Raw genomic sequence first — 19154 nt, 5'->3', positions numbered from 1 at the left:
TGAAAATGTTATCTATTTATTTTTGTTGGAAAAACGGTGTATATTTTGCTGCAGCCTTGATCGCTTCGACCATGCTGACAGAACTTGCAATGCCTTTTCCTGCAATGTCGAACGCGGTTCCGTGGTCGACGGATGTACGCAAGTACGGTAGTCCGTTCGTTACGGAAACGGTACGCTCGAAGTCATACATTTTCGCTGCGATGTGCCCTTGATCGTGGTAAAGCGATAGGACGGCATCATATTTTCCATTCGCTGCCTGGTGGAATACAGAGTCAGCAGGTACTGGACCATTGACCGTTACACCTTTTGCACGCGCAGCTTCCATACCTGGAGTCAATTCATCCATCTCTTCCGTTCCGAAAAGTCCACCTTCACCGGAGTGCGGGTTCAAGCCAGCCAGCGCAAGCTTCGGCTCTTCAATACCGAGCAGCTCCAATGCCTCTTTACAGCGGACAAGGTAATCCTCAACGCGCTCTTTTGTCATCATCGGGATCGAATCTTTCAATGACACGTGACGTGTAAGGAAGAAAATACGCAATCCTTTTACTTCAAACATCGTCATCGGATCGTGGGAATCCGTGAATGCGGATAGCATTGCAGTGTGATCGATGTAAGGAACATCGCTCGCCTGCAGGGATTCTTTGTTGATTGGTGGTGTACAGATCGAATCCGCTTCGCCTGCTTCAACGAGTTCGTGCGCCTTTTTGATATATTCATAGGAAGCCTGTCCACACATTCCGGAAACGACACCCATTTCATACTCATTGATGTCGACGTTGTCGAGATTGATCAGATCCAACGTGCCAGCTTCGTATTTTGCTTCAGCTGGACCAGATACGACGTTGATATGCAGGTGCGTGTCGATGGATTTCATAATTGCTTCAAGGACATCTTTGTCACCGATGACGATCGGTTTACAAATGTCATAGATTTCGCTTTCTTTCAGGGATTTGATAACGATTTCCGGACCAATTCCAGCCGGGTCTCCGATAGGGATAGCAATGACAGATTGATTTTTACTCATGATGATCATCCTTTTCTATGAATTTGTAGTAGTTGAAATTAAATAATTGATACATGTTTGCAGTGCTTTCTTATCACCGATCATGCCACCTTTGGTCACGACCTTCATGCCATCGAGGTAACCGCCGATGAATTTTCCAAACGCAGCAAGCGGAATTACTTCATCTTCAAGTTCGATGCCGTGTGCCCTGGTGATCGAGCAGACGGAAGCAGTAACGTCGCCACCACTGAGGTAGCAGCCTTTGAAATCATCTTTATGCCCTTCCATCACGCGGCGACTGATTGAGGCCAGCCCATCGGTAATCCGCTTCGCCAAACCTTCTTCTGTTGTACCTTCTTGTTCGGCGATGCTGGAGAGGTCGAGCCGCTCCTGCCCAGGGTGGTAGGTCGTGATCAGGATGATGTTGCTTTTGGCGATGGACCCTTCCGCCTCACTTACCACTCTATCGACTTCCTCCTGCCACTTGTCCGTGAACGTTGCCAGTCGCTCAGGCTTAGCGTAAATCGGCGTGATGTTCGATTTCTGGATGAAATAGTCCAGTTGAAGGCCAGTCTGTGATGTGACACTGCCGATGGTGACCAGGTACTTGTTGTCTTTTTTCGCCTGGTTCATTTTTTTGCTTGCATAAGCAGCCGTGAATGGACCGGGATCGACAGATAGCACCGGCTGCGGGGTGTCCTTCACCACTTCTGCGATCAGATCGATATGTTCATCAGTGACGGCATCGATACAGATGATTCGATTGGAACTTGCCGCTTCTTCCAGTGCGTTTCGGAGTTTTTCCTTGCCGTCGAGCACTGTTGATAAGCCGATTGTTGTAATCGGAAGTTTGGTTTGTTTCGCAACAATTTCTTCGACTTTCGAAGTCGTCAGCGGGCTTACCGGGTCCTTAGCAACATCCGTTTCCTGGAGCGGGATGTCTTCTACGAGTAGGTAGCCCCCGATCGTCGTGCGTCCTGATTCAGGAAAAGAAGAAACGACGACTGCAATTGCATCTTCACCTAAAAAGTCGAGCATCGCTTCGATTTCTGATCCGATATTGCCTCGGAGAGTACTGTCGACGCGCTTACTGTATATGCTGGCTCTCCCATTCTTTTCACTGTCTTCCAATGCACTCGTGACCCGGCTGCGCGCCTGACTTTCAGTTACATAACGGCTGTCGGTGTCGAGACAGAATGCATCGTAGCCGGTTTCCGGAACGGGAAGGCCGTGAATGACCGTTGCGGTCTTGAAGCCTTTTTTCGATAATTTGACGCCGGTAGCATTCGCGCCGGTCAAATCATCACATACAACGACTACGTCCATGGTGTGCACCTCTTTCTGCTGTGATGTCTAGTCAATAAATGTTGGTTTCCTGCTCCAGCTGTCTGCGAGTTTCTGCATTAATCTGGTCATCGGTGATGATGCCGTTCACTTCAGAAAAATTGCAGACATGAGCGAAGGAGCGCTTGTTGAATTTGCTATGATCCGCAACGATCCATTTCGACCTTGCGCTATCGAGCATCAATTTCTTGATGTAGGCTTTCTCCATTGAAGGTGTGGTGATCCCATCATGAAGATCGATGGCATTCGCACCTAGAAAAACGACATCGACGCGGATGTTCCGGAGCAGTTCCTGGACGAGTGGGCCGATGAAAGCGCCAACATCTTTTTGCAGCTCGCCGCCGGTGGAAATGACCTGTGACTCAGAATGGAGCAGTTCCATCGAAATCTTCGCATCATTGGTGATGATGGTCAGGTCGCTGCGGGATTTCAACAGCTTCGCGATTTCGAGGTTCGTTGTGCCGGAGTCCAGAAGCACTCTGCCATTTTGCGGGATGCGTTCCACCGCTTTTTTAGCGATCGCTTCCTTCTCCTGCTTGTAGCTGGAGAGCTTCGTTTGATACGGTACTTCCTGTTCCATGCTTTCAGGTAAAACCGCTCCACCATGAGATCGGACGAGCTTGCCTTCTTTTTCTAAGGCAGCTAAGTCACGCCTGATCGTCATCGGAGAAACATTGTATTTCGAAGCAAGCGCTTCGATAAGGATGGTTCCTTCTTCATGTAAGTGCTGGATGATATTGCTTCGTCGTTCTGCTTGCAGCATCGTCATTCATCCTTTGTATTTATATGTTCGATTGTGTTCCATTCTAAAACTGAAATCGACATAAGTCAACACAAACGAACATAAAATGTTCATTTGTGTTATATTTTCCGCATAAAAAATGCATAAATGGGGACAGTCCCTCACCGCTTTAATGCGCTGAGGGACTGTCCCCACGTAATTTAACGCGGTGAAGTTAATGGGTGAGGTTCTTTCATGTAGGAGTGATATTTTTCTGGGGAGTATTCGAACATTTCGAGGATCCGATATTTGCTGACTAGTGATGAGTCTTGGTCACTTAAATAATCACGGTAACTGCTCCACTTGAAATCCTGTGGCTCTTTCACTAACTTTGCTTCGACCGGATTCAGATGGATATACTTGCTTGTATCTCTCATATATTTGAGTGATTTTATAACCTGAGAATGAAAGCGATCCTGGAAGAGGTGTCCGATGAAGTCATACCTTTTATTGAAATAGATGGCGTAACGGAAATGAACAAACTTGATGATGTCACCTGGAGGATGTTCAATCGTTTCAAGCAGAAGGTGAACGTGGTTGCGCATAAGGCAATACGCGTGGATTTGATGAGGGTAATAGATTTTCGACTCAGCTAACAAATGCAAATACTGCCGGTAATCCTTGTCATCAAAGAAAATCGTGTCCTTCCTGTTCCCCCTTGCAGTAATGTGATACGTGCAACCCGGGTACCAGATTCGTCGCTTTCTTGGCATAAAAAACACTCCTTTGTATAGTGGTCATCTCACACTATACAAAGAAGCAATAACCAAGGCGAAATATAAAAAACGTAATTTCCTAACCTATCAATCTACATAACCAGAAGCTTGATCAAGCCAAACAAATGGAACCTGAAACATCTCTACTTCCAATTTACGATTTTCGAAGGGGACAGTCCCTCAGCAAGGTAAAGCGACACCGCAGCACCTCAGTGAGGGACTGTCCCCACATGCTTTAAAGCGCACTTGCTTTAAAGTGCTGCCGGGGTGAGGGTCTGTCCCCTGTTGGCGATTTCGAGCAGGGTGGTGCGGATGGTGGCTGCGTCTTGCAACAGAGCGGCCTCGACCCTGTCCATCACTTCCGCTACATCCACTTCCGGCGAAACTCCGACATGGATACGCGGATGAACCTGTTCCTCCTGAATCTCATCTACATTCAACAACTCTTCATACAACTTCTCTCCTGGCCGCACCCCGGTAAACGTTATACCGATTTCATCCTCGCGAAAGCCTGATAGCTCAATCAAGTTCCTCGCCAAATCCACAATTTTCACCGGCTCACCCATATCGAGCACGAAGATTTCTCCCCCCTGCGCAAGCGACGCTGCCTGCAGCACGAGCTTCGATGCTTCAGGTATCGTCATGAAATACCGAGTCATCTCCGGATCTGTCACCGTAACCGGACCGCCGCGCTTGATCTGATCCACAAACCGTGGAATCACACTACCACGACTCCCAAGAACATTACCGAATCGTACCGCCACAAATCTCGTCGCACTCTGTTTATCAAGGTCTTTCACGATCATTTCCGCCACACGCTTTGTCGATCCCATCACACTCGTCGGGTTCACTGCCTTATCAGACGAAATCATCACAAACGTAGCGACACCCCATGCATCCGCTGCTTCGGCAACATTTTTTGTTCCCCAAACGTTATTCCGAATCGCCTCATCCGGATTTTTTTCCATCAAAGGTACGTGCTTATGGGCAGCCGCGTGGATGACAACTTCCGGTTCATACTTGTGCATGATATCGAACATCCGCTCTCGGTCCTTGATATCCGCAATCTCCGTCACATACTCCACATGATCCCCGAAGCTCTCCTTCAACTCCATCTCGATGGCATAGATGCTGTTTTCTCCGTGACCAAGCAGCACCACCCGCGAAGGACTGAACTGTGACAGCTGCCGGCAGATTTCCGATCCGATCGATCCACCTGCCCCGGTAACGAGGACTGTCCTACCAGAAATAAATCCTTCCATCGCGGCAGTCTCAAGGTCAACCGGATGTCTCCCAAGCAGATCGTCGATTTTCACCTCTTTCATATCCGTCACGGTCAACTTCCCCATAACCAGGTCTTCATACATCGGCACGGACTGCGTCTCCACGCCCGTTTGGAGACATTTTTCCTTAATCATACTCAACTCCTTTTTACTCAAAGAAGGAATAGCGATAATCAGCTTTTCAATCTGCATGTCCTCAATCGTATCCGCCAGCAGATCCATCCCGCCGACAACCGGGAGTGACAGAATATGCAACTGATGCTTCCGTGGATCGTCATCAATAAAAGCGACAGGCAGCAGATCACAGTTGCTTTTATTTTTCATCTGCCTCGCCACCATCGTCCCAGCGGAACCAGCTCCGATGATCAGCGTCCTCTTCCCTTCCTTCACACTCCGTCCGGCAACTTTTTTATCCCTGTACCACCGCCATGAAAATCGAGATGCACTGATGAACAACAGCTGGATCATCCAGGCTGAAGCCAGCACTCGAAGATAAACATCTGCACTTATGAAAAACTGGACCGCCGTCGCGAGCACCACGGATAAGGTAATCGATTTGAAAATGACGACCATTTCCTCGACACCGGCATACTCCCATGCGCGTTTATACAGTTTATTATAGGAAGCAAAAACATGATGGCACACAATCAATGTCGAAGAAAGTATCAACAGCTGCAGCGAAAACACATCCGACGAGGGAAACATGACCACGGTGCTGACATAGACGGAAAAGAACACGATCAATGAATCGACGATACCGAAATAGACGACGCGGCTATGCATGCCCATTTGTAACCCTCCTATTCTTAATAACGAATTCAAACTGACACCTCATCATGTCGCCTGCTTCTTTTCAACAGCCCCACCGACATACGCCCGAACGGCATGGATGACCCTATCCTGATCCTTTTCCGTCATAGCGGTACCTGAAGGCAGACATACTCCCTGCTCGAACAACGAAGCGGATATGCTCTCCGCTTGTGTATGCGGGTAATAATTGCAATCCTCGAAGAGCGGCTGTAAGTGAAGCGGTTTCCACACGGGCCGCGCCTCAATATTTTCAAGCGCCAATGCATCGACGAGATCGAGTGGTTTCAATCCGCAAGTCTCATCAATCAGCAGTGTCGACAGCCAGCGATTGTGCAAGCTATCCTTCGCCTCAGGCTGGAAGAAAAGCTCCGGCACATCCATCAAACTATGTTCGTACCGCTTGAAAATACGCCGTTTCTGCCTGACCCGTTTATCAAGCACTTTCATCTGGGCCCGGCCGATTCCAGCGACGATATTGCTCATCCGGTAGTTGTACCCCATCTCACTATGCTGGTAGTACGGGGCAGGATCTTTCGCCTGCGTGGACAAATGTCTCGCATAGGCCATTGCCTCCGCATCATCAGAAACGAGCATGCCACCGCCGGAAGTCGTTATGATCTTATTACCATTGAAGGAAAAAATCCCGAAGTGTCCAAACGAACCACTCGGCCTTCCTTTATATGACGAACCAAGTGATTCTGCAGCATCTTCAATCACTGGAACCCCGTACTGTGCACAAAGTTCCATGATTTCCTCTATTTTTGCACTTTGACCATAAAGATTCACGACGATCACCGCTTTCGGCAACCTCCCCACCATCACCGCATCCTCCAGTGCCGTTTCCAATGCAAGCGGCGACATGTTCCACGTTTCCGGCTCGGAATCGATGAAGACAGGCTCCGCGCCCTGATAAAGAATCGGGTTCGCGCTCGCGACGAACGTGAGCGATGGGCAGAACACGACATCTCCCGGCCCTACATCTAATACACGTAATGCCAAGTGGATTGCCGCTGTTCCGGAGTTTAGTGCCAGCGCATGGTTCACACCTACATATTCAGCGACTTCATTTTCAAACCCGTCAACATTCGGTCCAAGCGGGGCGATCCAGTTCGTATCAAATGCTTCCTTGATGAAAAACTGTTCCATTCCAGTCATGTGCGGTGCAGCAAGATGGATCCGCTCTGGTATTCGACTCATGTTTCATGCACCTCCTTGTATGTCTCGCGACTCAACCGACGGTTTCCTTCTTCCTTTCCACGAGGTCTGGATGCCTGTAGAGCGGGAAGTAGCTGTCATTTTTAGGTAGACCTTCCGTAATTGCTTCATACAGCGCTTCATCATGGATCCTCTTTCCGATGTAAAAAGGAAGATCCCCATATTTGTTGAAGCGTTTTTTGAAGCGGTACAGCTGATCGTCCCCTGTGTATCCGCCACCTAAATGCAGATACATTTTCCCGTTCTCCTTCGCCCATTTCGCCGCATAATCGATGACGAAATTGTTCGGGCAAAGCTTCAAATAGTTCTGATCTGAACCGACTAGATCGTAATGGACAAAATCTCCATAACTCATGAAGATTCCCGAGAAAATCGCCCTGCCTTCATGCATCACTTCGAGCAGCTCGGCATTCTCTCCGAGGAGATCGGCCTTGTTTTGAAAATAACTGCCGGAAAAATAATAATAGCTGCTGGCATTGTTCTTTTTCATCGTAGAATAATAGATCCGCATGAAGTTCGAACGGTCCGTCAACGGCTTATGGACCACACTCAATCCATTTGAGGTGGCCTTCCTTATCCGGTTCCGGTTCGGACTATCGTAATTGCTCCAGATCGTTTCCTCCTCACAAGTCAAGTCAACCGCAATCGTATTGCGCAAATAAAGCGGCTCTAAAGTTGGATCCAGCGCATGATTGCTTATGACAGGATGGAAGCGGATGAATTCCGTAACAATCCGATTTTCCAGGCAAAATTCCCGGAAGACTTTCGAAAAGTTATAAAATAGCAGCGTTTGGTCCTCTACTCCTGCATTCGTGATCGGACCGCCATACCCATATGGCGTGGTCAGATCATAGATATCCCCTCCGAATCCCATTCGGTTTTTGAAAAATGGGAGATCATTCACTTTCCGTAACAAAAATGGATAGTAGACGAATTTCCCTGCTTCTTCATATATAAAGAGTGTCGCCTTTCCTTCTCCGTTCCGCTCATGCACTTCACAGTATTCCGGTGTGAAATAAATATCCTTCTGTTCGATTTGATTCAGGTAATGATGCCACATGGCTTTCTGATTGGAATGAAACAGCTTATAACCCATGAAGTTTTCCTCCCATTCCTAAGTCTGATTTGAAATACATATATTTCAGCATGTTCTTAAGGTGGAGACTCATCCGACAACTGATTCCCTGCAGCTCCGCTTCACTTCGATTCGGTTTTTCAGAGATGACAAGCAGTTGTCGTTTCCGGTCCAGTCGCTTCAATAGATAAAGCAGGTCCTGGTTCTGATACGTATTGGAATCAGTCATCCGGTACAAATTTTCATTCAATCGTGTGACTTGATACTTCCCTTTAAAGGTCTGCACGCTCAATTCAGAAAATCCGTATGCCAAATGCACAGCTTCTGCCTGAGGATAGTTTTCCACTGTCGGATTATCGAGTCGCTTCGTCTTTGGCTGTTCGCTTACATACCAGTAGTTTGAAGACTCTTTCTCAAACCCGCAGCTCTCGTACCACTTGATAGCGGAGATATTCTCTTCAAACACATCCAGCACGATTTTCGTTTTACGGTGGATTTTCATCAATTGATAGCCATGCTGAATCAGCAGTTTTTTTCCTATGTTCAGCCCCCTGCACGATGGAAGGACCGAGATGTTTTGGAGATGAAGACCGTCTTCCTCAATTGTCCATTCGCTGTAACCGAGCAGCTGATCTTCGAAGTAGGCGCCATACACTTTCTTTCTTCGCAAATTTTCCGGAATCGACAGGGTTGCTTCGAGATAATCTCCATATTTCTCGGAGCTGAAAATTGTAAGTGGATAAATCGTGTCACTGAAACCTGCACGGTTCAGTTCCATGACAAGATCGGTGTCTCTCAATTTCAAAGGTAGAATTTGAAGGTTCATTTTGTCGCCTCCTTCCGCGGGATGTATCCACCTTTCAATTTACGCTCCACATCAAAATCGAGCATCGTCTTACACGGGACATCCTCGACGCCATCTTTACGTAAGACTTTGATGAGGGTGATGAGAAGGATTTTCAAATCGAGCCAGAGAGATTGGTTATTGACGTACTCGACATCCAGTTCGAATCTGCTTTGCCAATCGACGAAGTTCCTCCCCTTTATCTGGGCGAGACCTGTGATGCCTGGGCGGACAAGGTGTCGCTTGCTTTCCTCCTCGGTGTAAAAAGGCAGATACCTTGTGAGGAGCGGCCTCGGTCCGACCAGGCTCATATCCCCTTTGAAAATATTGAGGAGCTGGGGAAATTCATCGAGGCTCAGCTTCCTGATCCACATCCCCGTCTTTGTAATGCGCATCTCATCAGGCAATAGATTTCCCTGCTCATCCCGCTTATCCGTCATCGTGCGAAACTTGTAGATCTTGAATGGCTGCTCCTTATAGCCAATCCGCGTCTGCGTGAACAGAATCGGAGAACCCAGCTTCATCCGCACGAGGCACGCGGTTAATACAATGGGTACCAATAATAGAAGAAGTAGAACGATTGCTGCTAACAAATCAAACACCCGCTTCCACACAAACACTTCCTCCCTTCACCGCATCACCGCAACCGGGGACAGTCCCTCATCGCGTTAAAGCGATGAGGGACTGTCCCGCTCCGCTTTAATGCGCTAAAATAATTCTTAATAACGAATACCACCACACATTATGGCATTGCTTCCGTTTCTTTCTCTTCCTGATCGTCGCTCTTGTTCAGTACAAACACGGCGAGCAGCATCAGGAGATAAACCAGTTTATACCTGTGCCTCATCGACGTTCCGGCGTTATCCACACCGACTCCGAAGATGAACACCGTACTCAACACCATGATCAATGCCCCCATCAGCAGTGGGTCCCCTACGATCCGCTCCCGGAACTTGACCACAATAACCACTAGCAAAATCAAATAGATGAATCCATCATAGGAAAACGATGCGATATCATTGAACCCGCGCCAGCCCCACGGAAGCGGCGACGACAGGAAGTAAAACATTTTCAACGGAGCAAACACCACGATTTCCCAAGGTGTATCGATAGTCAGCTGAGTCAAATATCGCGAGCCGCCACCATCACTTCCCTCACTACCTGAAGCCATTTCGTATATGCCATTCGGATTATCCATGTAAAACGCAAACTTGCTCAAGAATGGAATACTCTCTAGCGGCACGACCGTCATGTATAACCCCGCCAGCCCCACCATCCCGAACGGGACGACCGATTTTACCGAGAACTCCAGACGCTCCTCCTCGTGATTGTAGAACACGAGCATGAACGCGTACCCGACAATCACTCCAATCACTCCGGAATGGAAGAACGTTCCGATTAGCAGCACACCCACAGCGATTGCCATATCTACGAGGCCCGCCTCCCGATACCACCTTAAGAAGAAATAGAACGACAGTACTACAAGAAAGCTGATGAACGCCTCCCGCAACAGGATACTGGAAAAGATGATCGCTGACGGAAAAAATGCCATCCCGACGAGACACCACCGCTGAATCGTTTCCTTTATATCCCACTCCCCAAAAATCTTTAACACAATCACGATTGTCGTCATGCCGATCAGTACATTCAAATACTGTCCCATCAACCGATCCTCAGGCCCAACCCAGAACAACAACCCAAGCACCTTCGTATAAAGACCGCCATAGATCGAAGCACCCAATACCGAAAGATCGTCAGCCACGCCCATCCCAGTTGCAAGAAAGCCCTCGGTATCCGATCCGCTATGCGGCAGCACGTAGATTGATCTCGCGTAAATGTCCCAAAGCATGAAAACGACTCTGGCGAATAATGCCCCGATTAAAAGGAAGACGGTGCCCACCGCATAGCGGCTCAGGTACATCAGCAAAACGACCAGATTCACAGCAATCAGTACAAAAGACAACATTTCTACATCACTCACTACTGACTTGAACAGAAAATAGACAAACAGCTCCAGAAGGAATACCGCCCATACGACAAACAACCGACCACCTCCTTATACAATCCGCAGCTTCCGATTTTGTTTTTTCAAATAGAAAACTAACCATCCACAGCGCACCACAAGCTGCACACCTTCGGCAATCATCAATGCATAAGCCGCTCCGACAAGCCCATAACGAGGAATCAGCCATAAGGACAAACCGCCAATCAATACGAGCGTCACCACATTAATATACGGCTGGATGTGGAACTCACGTGTTGCAAACAGTCCCGTTTCAACCATTTTCCCCATATATTTCACGACGCCACCGACCATCAAAAGCAGGAACAAGTGCTCCAAGCCGGCATATTCAGCAGAATAAACAACCGTCAATATCTCCCCGCCAAACTGCCCAACTAAAAGGGACGCCACTGCCCCTCCTGTAGCAATCATCAACAGCAGACTTCCCAGCAGTTTTAAAAAATTCCGGAACTTGAATTCCTGATAGTCATTCGACAACTGCGGCATCACAGCATTACTGATTGCATAAATCACGTTCCCACCTGCATGAATGATATAGACGATGGCTGCGAAAAATCCCAGCGCTTCCACTCCGTACGAATGCTCGATTATATATCGTGGTACATTCGATACGAGGGAATCGACAAGTAGCGCGACTCCAAGTGGGAACGACAACCGGAATATCAACTTCTGGGTTGAACGATCGAACGAAAATCGGAACGACGTGTACTGTCCTGTCAGCTTGTAATCATAGAAGAACAGCACCAACAGCCAACTGATCATCATTCCAGCAGTGGCAAGCAGCAAATCCTCGAACACTACCATCAAGCCGGTAAAAATGATAAGCGATCCTGCACCTTTCAACATCACCGATTTCGCTACAAGGTCGAGCCGGCCAATTTTTTGAAGATAACCATGGAGGATATCACCAATCGATTCCACGCCACGCGCGACACTCAGCAACAGGATTACTCCGAACATCACACTATTCTCTGAGTAAAAAAACGCGATCGCCGTCATCACAACCAGAAAAACTGCTGTAGTAACGACACGTGATGTGTAATACTCCTGGAACTTGAAATCTTCTCTGCTGTCCGATGCAACAGCAACTCTGAGATTGAATCGCATCAACATCATGACCGGAGCAGTCAGTGCCAAGCCAAGGGTGAAAATCCCCACCATCTCCGCTGACCCGAGCTTGGCCAGTACGACGAGCAGCCCCCATTGCGTGAGGGTGTAGAGGAGACTGCCGGCAACATTCCACACCGAATTCATCTTCAACGATATCGGAGCAGCAGCCTTCAGCACCTTTTCCATTCAATCATCTCCAGCTCATCCGAAGATACCTAGCAGCTTCTTCGACTTGATCCGCTCTGGTGGATCGGAATAAACCATCTCTCCATCAAGGACATACTGCGCATTCTCCATCAACTGATAGACGATATTCGGCCCATACATTTTCCGCAGCTTTTCGTATGCATCCTTCAGGAAAAATCCTCGTTTTTTCGTATCGTGCGCATCGGAAGCGATCAGGTGCGTCAAGCTCGCCTCCATCATCTGGAACGAAAACTTCTGTACATCCTTACCGAATTTACCGAGAACGCTCCCTGCCGTCACTTGAGTGAAAGCTCCATTATTCACGAAATGATAGAGCAGATCCGGCTGTTTCAAAAACCGCTTATTACGCTCAGGATGCACGATGACAGGTTTATAACCTGCAAGCTGCAGATCATACAGCATCTGCTTTGTGTAAGTCGGCACCTGCTCGGGCGGCAGCTCGACAAACACATAGCCACTGCTTTCATTGACAGGAAGCAGTTCATCCAAATCCATCTGCTCCATCATCTCTCCCGTCAATCTGATTTCCTGACCAGGAAGCACTTTCAGCGGCAATCCCTCTATCCCAAGGTAATGGTTCAACTCTTCCACTTTTTCCAAGATGTGCATCCGTGGATTTTCATACATCCGATTCGCATGGTGCGGGGTAGCAACGATCGTGTCGATCCCTTCATCCACAGCTTTCTTCGCCATCTCCAGGCTGTCTTTCATTGAATTAGCTCCATCATCTACGCCAGGTAAAATGTGACAATGCAAATCTATCAATTCCGTTCACCTCTCCTTACGACCCATAGTAATAATATTGGTCTGAACGCTTATCTTTCTGATCGTTCAGTACCGCACCAAGCAGGTTTCCTTTCCCATGCTTGATGATATCGACCGCCTTTTTGACCGACTCGACCTGCGTTTGCCTGCTCCTTGCGACGAGTAAGACGCCATCACACAAGCCGGAAAGAATTTGTGCATCCGTGACGGCAAGCACTGGTGCCGTATCAATCATGACCAAGTCATAATTGGTCATCACAACTTTCATGAATTCCTTCATCGTCCTTGACCCAAGCAATTCTGAAGGGTTCGGTGGAAGGGGACCTGAAGGAAGCAAATCCAATCCTTCTACATCGGATTCCTGTATGACTGGCTCCATTTGAAATTCCCCAGATAAAATGTTACTCAATCCAATGTGATTATCGATTCTGAATGTGTAATGAAGCGTCGGCATCCGAAGATCGGCATCAATCAAAAGGACCTTCTTTCCCTCCTGGGCAAAGGTAATGCTCAGGTTGGAGACTGTCAGTGACTTTCCTTCCGAAGGCCCAGCCGAAGTGACCATGACAGATTTCAAATCCCTATCAACTGATGCATAATTCAAATTGGTACGGATTGTACGGTATTGTTCGGAAATCGGCGAGCGAGGGTTATTTTTCGTGATCAATGTCCGTGCCTTCGTATTAGCCAATTTTTTTCGTTTTATTGCCATACAATCGTCCTCCCTTGCTCTTCTTTGCTGCCCGTTTTGGGCGCTTGTCGATCATATCAAGCACTTCCTCTTCAGAAATGTGGGAAATGACACCCATAATTGGAACCTGCACCTTCTGCTCCAGTTCCAATTCATTTTTAATTGATAGATCCCAATACTCTTTGAAAAATGCGAGTGCGATACCGACCATGATCCCGATTACAACAGCCATCGCCATATTCAGGAATGGCTGGGGGCTGACAGGCACCGGATCTTCCTTCACCTGCGCAGTCGAAAGGATGTTCACGTTATCCACACTCATCAATGTCGGAATTTCCTGTTTGAAAATCTGCACGGTCGTGTTGGCAATTTCCGCTGCCGACGCCTGGTCGCCATCGGTCGCTGTCACTTCGACGACCTGTGAATCCTCTGCATTGGAAACATTCAACTTGCTGCTCAGCTCTTCAGCAGAAATGTCCAGCCCCATCTGTTCAATCGCCTTGTCTAGAATCGCCGGACTCTTGATGACGACATTGTACGTATTGATCAGCTCCACGTTCGTGCGAATATCATTCACGTTGAAATCGGTGATCCGTTGATTCGAATCGGTGTTTACTATGAACTGTGAGGTAGCCTGATAACTCGGCTGTAAAATGAAGTAACTGAGCACAGCAGCTGCCACAACAGCCGCAATGATCGTCGATAAAATGAGAAGTGCCCTCTTTTTCAAAACGAGGAACACATCCCGGAATGACATCGTTTTATTCATGTGGACCGCTCACCCCTTCTTTTCGTTCTTTAAAAAGAACTGTAAGATAAAAAATAAGTCGTTCACTATTAAGAACTATATGTTCAGTATATACACATTTCTTTACATCACGAAACTCGAAATTCACGGAAATTATGAAAAATAAAGAACATTTCTTTAATTTTACTTGTATTTACTCGTCCAAGCTTAAATTCTTTATTAAGAACTTAAAACGACACGTTTTTCGTTTTGTATAAAGAACTTATAGTCCTCTAACAAGGCATTCCAAATCGTGTGCTGATCATATTTCATGCGGACCAGATGCTGACCAGATGCTCCATGTGCTGTCCTTATCTCCGGATGATCGAGGTAGTAGGCTACTTTTTCTACAATACCTGTTACAGATCGAGGTTCAATGAGAAAACCGTTCTTTCCGTCCTCGATCGTATCAACACAACCAAGGACATTGCTGGCAATCACCGGCACACCCATTGCCATCGCTTCGATTGCAACAAGTCCAAACCCCTCACGATATGTTGGAAAAACAAGCACGTCCATCAGGCTGTAATATGGGGCAACATTATCACATTCACCGACGTACAGAATATCAGGATCATTCTCTATTTCCTTATAGGCCGAGTCAGTCAGTGACGGCTCTTCCATTTTCCCGGCAATAACCAGCTTAAGATCCTCTTGCCTATTCTTCAGCACCCGCCAAGCTTCCAGCAGCTCGACAATTCCCTTATCCCTTACAATCCTTCCAACAAAACCGAGCACCCGGTCTGACTCCTTCAATTTCAAATCATGTCTGGAAAGGGAGTACGAAGCAGGGTTGAATTTGATAGTCGTATCGAGCCCATTGATTGATCCGTTGTGGATGGTGCTTGCCTTCTCAGTGTTTACTAACTTGTTCTCACAAATGAAATCTCTTAACGAATGACTGACGGTATATACCCTCGATGCCAGGCTGCATGTCAGCTTCTCTATTGTTTGAAGCAGCATCCGCTTGGCTCCCACTTTCGTCATGTACGGCAAACCATGCACATGATAGATTCGTACCTTCACGCCTGCAGCTTTTGCAGCAAGCATTCCGATCAGAGCTGCTTTCGGCGTATGGACGTGAACGATATCGAATCGTTCATTTCTAATAATACGGAAAACCCTCCAAAGTGACTTCAAGTCCTGGACTATCGAAATTTCCCGTTCGATCCATACTTCATGTCCGATCACGTTCTCTTTTCCCACAACATCTGTCAGTGCTTCGCCAGGGGATGACAAGACATGAACTTCAAACCCGCTTTTTTGTAAAAATTTCAACTGGTTTTCAAGGAAATATAATGAGATTGGAACGGTCGTCATATGGAGCACTTTAGGAAATGTGGTTCTGCTGCTCATCTGCAAACGCCCCCTGAATGGTCGAAATATAATTTGTTGCCTGAAGATCAGAAACAACCAATCTGTGATGCGCATGTTGAGCAAGTCTTTGAATCAACCGGTGCTCTCTAACTTCCGCTTCTCTTATAGTAAATTCAGAGTGGAAATAGGTCAGTGCTGCTAAAACCGGCGCCTGCCTGAACTGAAAACCGTACCGGTTCAAATTCAACATTTTACTGGTGATTTCAGATGTGGTAGAAGGTTTGCAGGAAGGGGTTCCGTGTTTTTGCAAAATGACAATCTTGTTTATGATAGATCGCTGACATGTAGCCACATCATTCATATGATTCGGTCGCTTCCCGCTTGTCAATTCACTCATGGGCAGGAGAGTACGCCGCTGATCGTATTTCCTATAGGAACTCGTCCACGGAACCGCATATAAGTTTTTTCCATCCGTGACCACCATATCCTCTGAAATAAACTCCGCTCCATATTCCGAACACGCACGCATGCTCGTCAGGGTCTTGCCTGTGTTAGGAGGGCCAAACACTATAGTAGCCTTGTTATTATGCGAAAAGGCAGATGCGTAGAGTGGAGCGAAGCCATTTTTCAATAATAAAAAACAGGCAAGGTCCGTCATCATATAGCCGATCGAATGCAAATTCATGAACCGATGCGTCACCAATTTCCGATATGCACGATTTACGTACACCTTCGGATGATTCGTGTGTGCATCGATAATCTTGACCTTCAGCCTTAATCCCGGCAAAAGCTTCCGATCATAATACAAGGCCTTCCCATGCTCTTCCCAACGGAAATGCCCATAGGTAGGGAGGCTGTCAAGATCCTCAGACAGATCCACTTCCCCCTCCATCACCTTCAGCTTAATCATGGATTCGTCGAATGCTTCCTTACTGATACGCGGCATCACTGTTGTACCAAAGCACCAATGGAAGTCTTTGATATTTGTGTGAATGGCCATCAGACCCTTCACCGATTCAAGATAATACACCCCTATCACCCACTTCCTTTTATAAGAACAAATATATGATTGTTGTTCTTTATAAAGAACTATTTGTATTAGTATAACGGGTTTGAAGAAGAATGAAAAGGGAAATCTATCAATCTGAGGTGGGGCGCCGGAAAAATAGTAGGAGTCGCCGGTAAATGTGCGAGGGCGCCGGTAAATTCTGAAAGTAGCCGGAAAGGATGGTGAACTCGCCGGTAAACCAGTAAAGTCGCCTGAACCAAATAGAGTCCAAGTGCCGTATCGAAAGTTTCTGAATAATTTTCGTTGAAACTCCCAAAAGTTCCTATAGAATGAGAATAACTCTACTAATCAGAAAAAGGAGGCAACCATTTGTCGATATTTATAAAAGTGCTGTCAGCCATCCTGCTGGCCATCTCCATCATTGCATTCAGAAAAGGAATCAAACTGGTTCGCCTCTATCGGGCGTCCAACTATACCGACCGGCGAGCGAGGCGCGGCTACAAGCTGAATCGTATCGGCATTCTAGCATTCCTATTGAGCATCGGCTTCGCGGTCACTGGCTTTACAATTTCCACCGATGGCAACAATAACCGAACTGCCGCTGCCGACTCAGATCTCGAGTTCTCTACGGATGCACCGACATACATAGAAGCAGAATACGATTTTCTGGTGAAAAATGCGTTCGGAGAGATTTACAGAGGGAAGAAGCTTGAAGAATGGGGAGGTATCGCTGTCGTCGATCACGACTATAGTCAGGGGCAGCTTCGTCTCGTTTTAACTGGATGGGCAGAAGATGACTCCATGGTTGATTATCAGCTGAAGCTTTCAGATGGTACAACTCACCAGCCTTCTAAAAGCTTCACTACCGAGTATAAGAATGAAGTAAAGCTTGAAAGTGTTAAAACACGAATAGCATTCCTGGGCATCAACACAACAGAAACCACTACCTTCCAAATGAGTCATGACCAGTACATGAAACTCGATAAAGCAGAACTCGAAATCACAGCAACTAACGAAAACTCAATCAAATTGCCATTACAGGTCAATAAATTCATTACGGAATCATAAAAAAAGCGGACACCTGCCTCAACGGGCTGATGTCCGCTTTCTTTTATTCTTCTTCATCCGAGATGTAACCATCGTGCCCTTTGATGATCGAACGAGCTTTTTCGTAATCTTCATCTTTTACATCGAATTGCAACAGGTGTGGTGGATGACCACCATCTGATTCTGGAACAACCATCTTCCGGAAGAAATCTCGTAATCCGTAAGATTCCTCGGTAATCTCCTCTACCATCATGTTCTCTACACGTAACGGCTGCAGCTCCGCTTTCACACTTTCTGCAGCATTCTCATTTTTAAAAACCGCATCTATTCGCTTCATAGCCCTTACCTCCAATTTCAGTAATAGTCACTATAATTCCCCTAATCACCCAAAATCAATCCACTTTAGCACAGTGAGGGACTGCCCCCACACGCTTCACCGCGCTACCGCACCGGGGGACAGTCCCTCACTGCATCAATGCGGTGGTGTTGTGCTATAATGAAGATAGAATATTCAGACGGTTAAAGGAGCTTAAGCAGATGAAGCCTAACATTATCGATATCGTCCAATCCCAGGTCATCGCATCGATCAAAGAAGAAAAGGACCTCGACAAGGCCGTAAAATCCAACGCCAACATCGTATTTATACTGACAGGAAACCTGATTACGATGGATGGCTACTTGAAAAAGCTTAAAGAAGCAGGTAAAACAACGTTCATACATATTGATTTCATCGACGGCCTGTCGAACACAAAGAGTGCAATTAAATACATAGCGGAAATCTGGAAACCTGCGGGCATCATCACGACAAAAAGTAATCTCATCAAATATGCGAAAGAAGAAGGGCTGATGACGATCCAGCGCCTTTTTCTCATCGACCGCAATGCGCTCGTAAAAGGGATTGACATCGCCCATAACTGCAAGCCGGATGCGATTGAAATCCTGCCCGGCTTGATGCCTTCCATCATTGATAAACTGACTTCAATGACAGCTCTGCCAATTATCGCCGGTGGTTTGATCAGTAATAAGGAAGACATTCTGAATGGTTTGAGCGCCGGTGCGCTTGCCATTTCTTCCGGTGATCCAAAGCTCTGGAACCTGGACCTTTAACCAAGTAAAAAGAGCACGAC

General features: G+C 47.0%; 19 protein-coding genes. 2 read left to right on the top strand and 17 right to left on the bottom strand.

Features of this window, described 5'->3' with window-relative positions; all coding sequences use genetic code 11:
- Positions 1-16 precede the first annotated feature (16 nt).
- From pdxA to ACFQ2J_RS13745, 16 genes are all read right to left on the bottom strand, one after another.
- Positions 17-1024, bottom strand: coding sequence for a 4-hydroxythreonine-4-phosphate dehydrogenase PdxA (pdxA, locus tag ACFQ2J_RS13820; RefSeq protein WP_386061544.1), 1008 nt, complete (start codon positions 1022-1024; stop codon positions 17-19).
- 15 nt (positions 1025-1039) lie between these two features.
- The gene (locus ACFQ2J_RS13815; RefSeq protein WP_386061541.1) at positions 1040-2329 is read right to left on the bottom strand and encodes a four-carbon acid sugar kinase family protein; all 1290 of its coding nucleotides are present in this window, start codon (positions 2327-2329) and stop codon (positions 1040-1042) included.
- Between the two features lie 31 nt (positions 2330-2360).
- Complete coding sequence (locus ACFQ2J_RS13810) at positions 2361-3110, bottom strand: DeoR/GlpR family DNA-binding transcription regulator (protein ID WP_386061538.1); 750 nt, start codon at positions 3108-3110, stop codon at positions 2361-2363.
- A 179-nt stretch (positions 3111-3289) separates the two neighbouring features.
- Positions 3290-3841, bottom strand: a complete 552-nt coding sequence (locus ACFQ2J_RS13805; protein ID WP_386061535.1) for a transposase — start codon at positions 3839-3841, stop codon at positions 3290-3292.
- A gap of 254 nt (positions 3842-4095) precedes the next feature.
- Positions 4096-5916: a polysaccharide biosynthesis protein gene (locus tag ACFQ2J_RS13800; protein ID WP_386061533.1), complete on the bottom strand. Its 1821-nt coding sequence runs from the start codon at positions 5914-5916 to the stop codon at positions 4096-4098.
- A gap of 45 nt (positions 5917-5961) precedes the next feature.
- Positions 5962-7134 (bottom strand): DegT/DnrJ/EryC1/StrS family aminotransferase, encoded by a 1173-nt coding sequence (locus ACFQ2J_RS13795; protein WP_386061531.1) that lies wholly within the window; start codon positions 7132-7134, stop codon positions 5962-5964.
- A gap of 31 nt (positions 7135-7165) precedes the next feature.
- Positions 7166-8248 (bottom strand): GNAT family N-acetyltransferase, encoded by a 1083-nt coding sequence (locus ACFQ2J_RS13790; RefSeq protein ID WP_386061528.1) that lies wholly within the window; start codon positions 8246-8248, stop codon positions 7166-7168.
- The gene (locus tag ACFQ2J_RS13785) at positions 8238-9053 is read right to left on the bottom strand and encodes a GNAT family N-acetyltransferase (protein ID WP_386061526.1); all 816 of its coding nucleotides are present in this window, start codon (positions 9051-9053) and stop codon (positions 8238-8240) included. Before ACFQ2J_RS13785 ends, ACFQ2J_RS13790 begins: the two co-directional genes overlap by 11 nt.
- Complete coding sequence (locus ACFQ2J_RS13780; RefSeq protein WP_386061523.1) at positions 9050-9691, bottom strand: sugar transferase; 642 nt, start codon at positions 9689-9691, stop codon at positions 9050-9052. Before ACFQ2J_RS13780 ends, ACFQ2J_RS13785 begins: the two co-directional genes overlap by 4 nt.
- Positions 9692-9813: 122 nt before the next feature.
- A complete protein-coding gene (locus tag ACFQ2J_RS13775; RefSeq protein ID WP_386061520.1) occupies positions 9814-11115 on the bottom strand; it encodes a hypothetical protein in 1302 nt (433 codons plus the stop codon).
- A 12-nt stretch (positions 11116-11127) separates the two neighbouring features.
- The gene (locus tag ACFQ2J_RS13770) at positions 11128-12390 is read right to left on the bottom strand and encodes a lipopolysaccharide biosynthesis protein (protein WP_386061517.1); all 1263 of its coding nucleotides are present in this window, start codon (positions 12388-12390) and stop codon (positions 11128-11130) included.
- A 15-nt stretch (positions 12391-12405) separates the two neighbouring features.
- Positions 12406-13176 (bottom strand): tyrosine-protein phosphatase, encoded by a 771-nt coding sequence (locus tag ACFQ2J_RS13765; RefSeq protein WP_386061514.1) that lies wholly within the window; start codon positions 13174-13176, stop codon positions 12406-12408.
- Between the two features lie 16 nt (positions 13177-13192).
- Positions 13193-13888: a CpsD/CapB family tyrosine-protein kinase gene (locus ACFQ2J_RS13760; protein WP_386061511.1), complete on the bottom strand. Its 696-nt coding sequence runs from the start codon at positions 13886-13888 to the stop codon at positions 13193-13195.
- The gene (locus tag ACFQ2J_RS13755) at positions 13860-14636 is read right to left on the bottom strand and encodes a YveK family protein (protein ID WP_386061508.1); all 777 of its coding nucleotides are present in this window, start codon (positions 14634-14636) and stop codon (positions 13860-13862) included. Before ACFQ2J_RS13755 ends, ACFQ2J_RS13760 begins: the two co-directional genes overlap by 29 nt.
- 198 nt (positions 14637-14834) lie before the next feature.
- Positions 14835-16010 carry a glycosyltransferase family 4 protein gene (locus ACFQ2J_RS13750; RefSeq protein WP_386061505.1) on the bottom strand — a complete coding sequence of 392 codons (1176 nt, stop codon included), beginning with the start codon at positions 16008-16010 and terminating at the stop codon, positions 14835-14837.
- On the bottom strand, positions 15985-16971 hold the full coding sequence (locus ACFQ2J_RS13745; RefSeq protein WP_386061503.1) for a hypothetical protein: 987 nt from the start codon (positions 16969-16971) through the stop codon (positions 15985-15987). The genes ACFQ2J_RS13750 and ACFQ2J_RS13745 overlap by 26 nt, the downstream gene beginning before the upstream one ends.
- Before the next feature lie 378 nt (positions 16972-17349).
- Between ACFQ2J_RS13745 and ACFQ2J_RS13740 the strand changes: the two genes are divergently transcribed.
- Positions 17350-18048, top strand: coding sequence for a hypothetical protein (locus ACFQ2J_RS13740; RefSeq protein ID WP_386061500.1), 699 nt, complete (start codon positions 17350-17352; stop codon positions 18046-18048).
- 43 nt (positions 18049-18091) lie between these two features.
- Here ACFQ2J_RS13740 and ACFQ2J_RS13735 read toward each other — a convergent pair whose 3' ends face one another.
- A complete protein-coding gene (locus ACFQ2J_RS13735) occupies positions 18092-18364 on the bottom strand; it encodes a hypothetical protein (protein ID WP_386061497.1) in 273 nt (90 codons plus the stop codon).
- Between the two features lie 200 nt (positions 18365-18564).
- On the opposite strand from ACFQ2J_RS13735, the gene ACFQ2J_RS13730 reads away from it, so the two are divergent.
- A complete protein-coding gene (locus ACFQ2J_RS13730; RefSeq protein ID WP_386061494.1) occupies positions 18565-19134 on the top strand; it encodes a glycerol-3-phosphate responsive antiterminator in 570 nt (189 codons plus the stop codon).
- Positions 19135-19154: the final 20 nt, after the last annotated feature.

Source organism: Thalassobacillus hwangdonensis, assembly GCF_042675915.1.
GTDB lineage: Bacteria > Bacillota > Bacilli > Bacillales > Halobacillaceae > Thalassobacillus_A > Thalassobacillus_A hwangdonensis.
The sequence above is the reverse complement of the archived record's forward strand: the minus strand, read 5'-3'. Positions and strand labels throughout refer to the sequence as shown.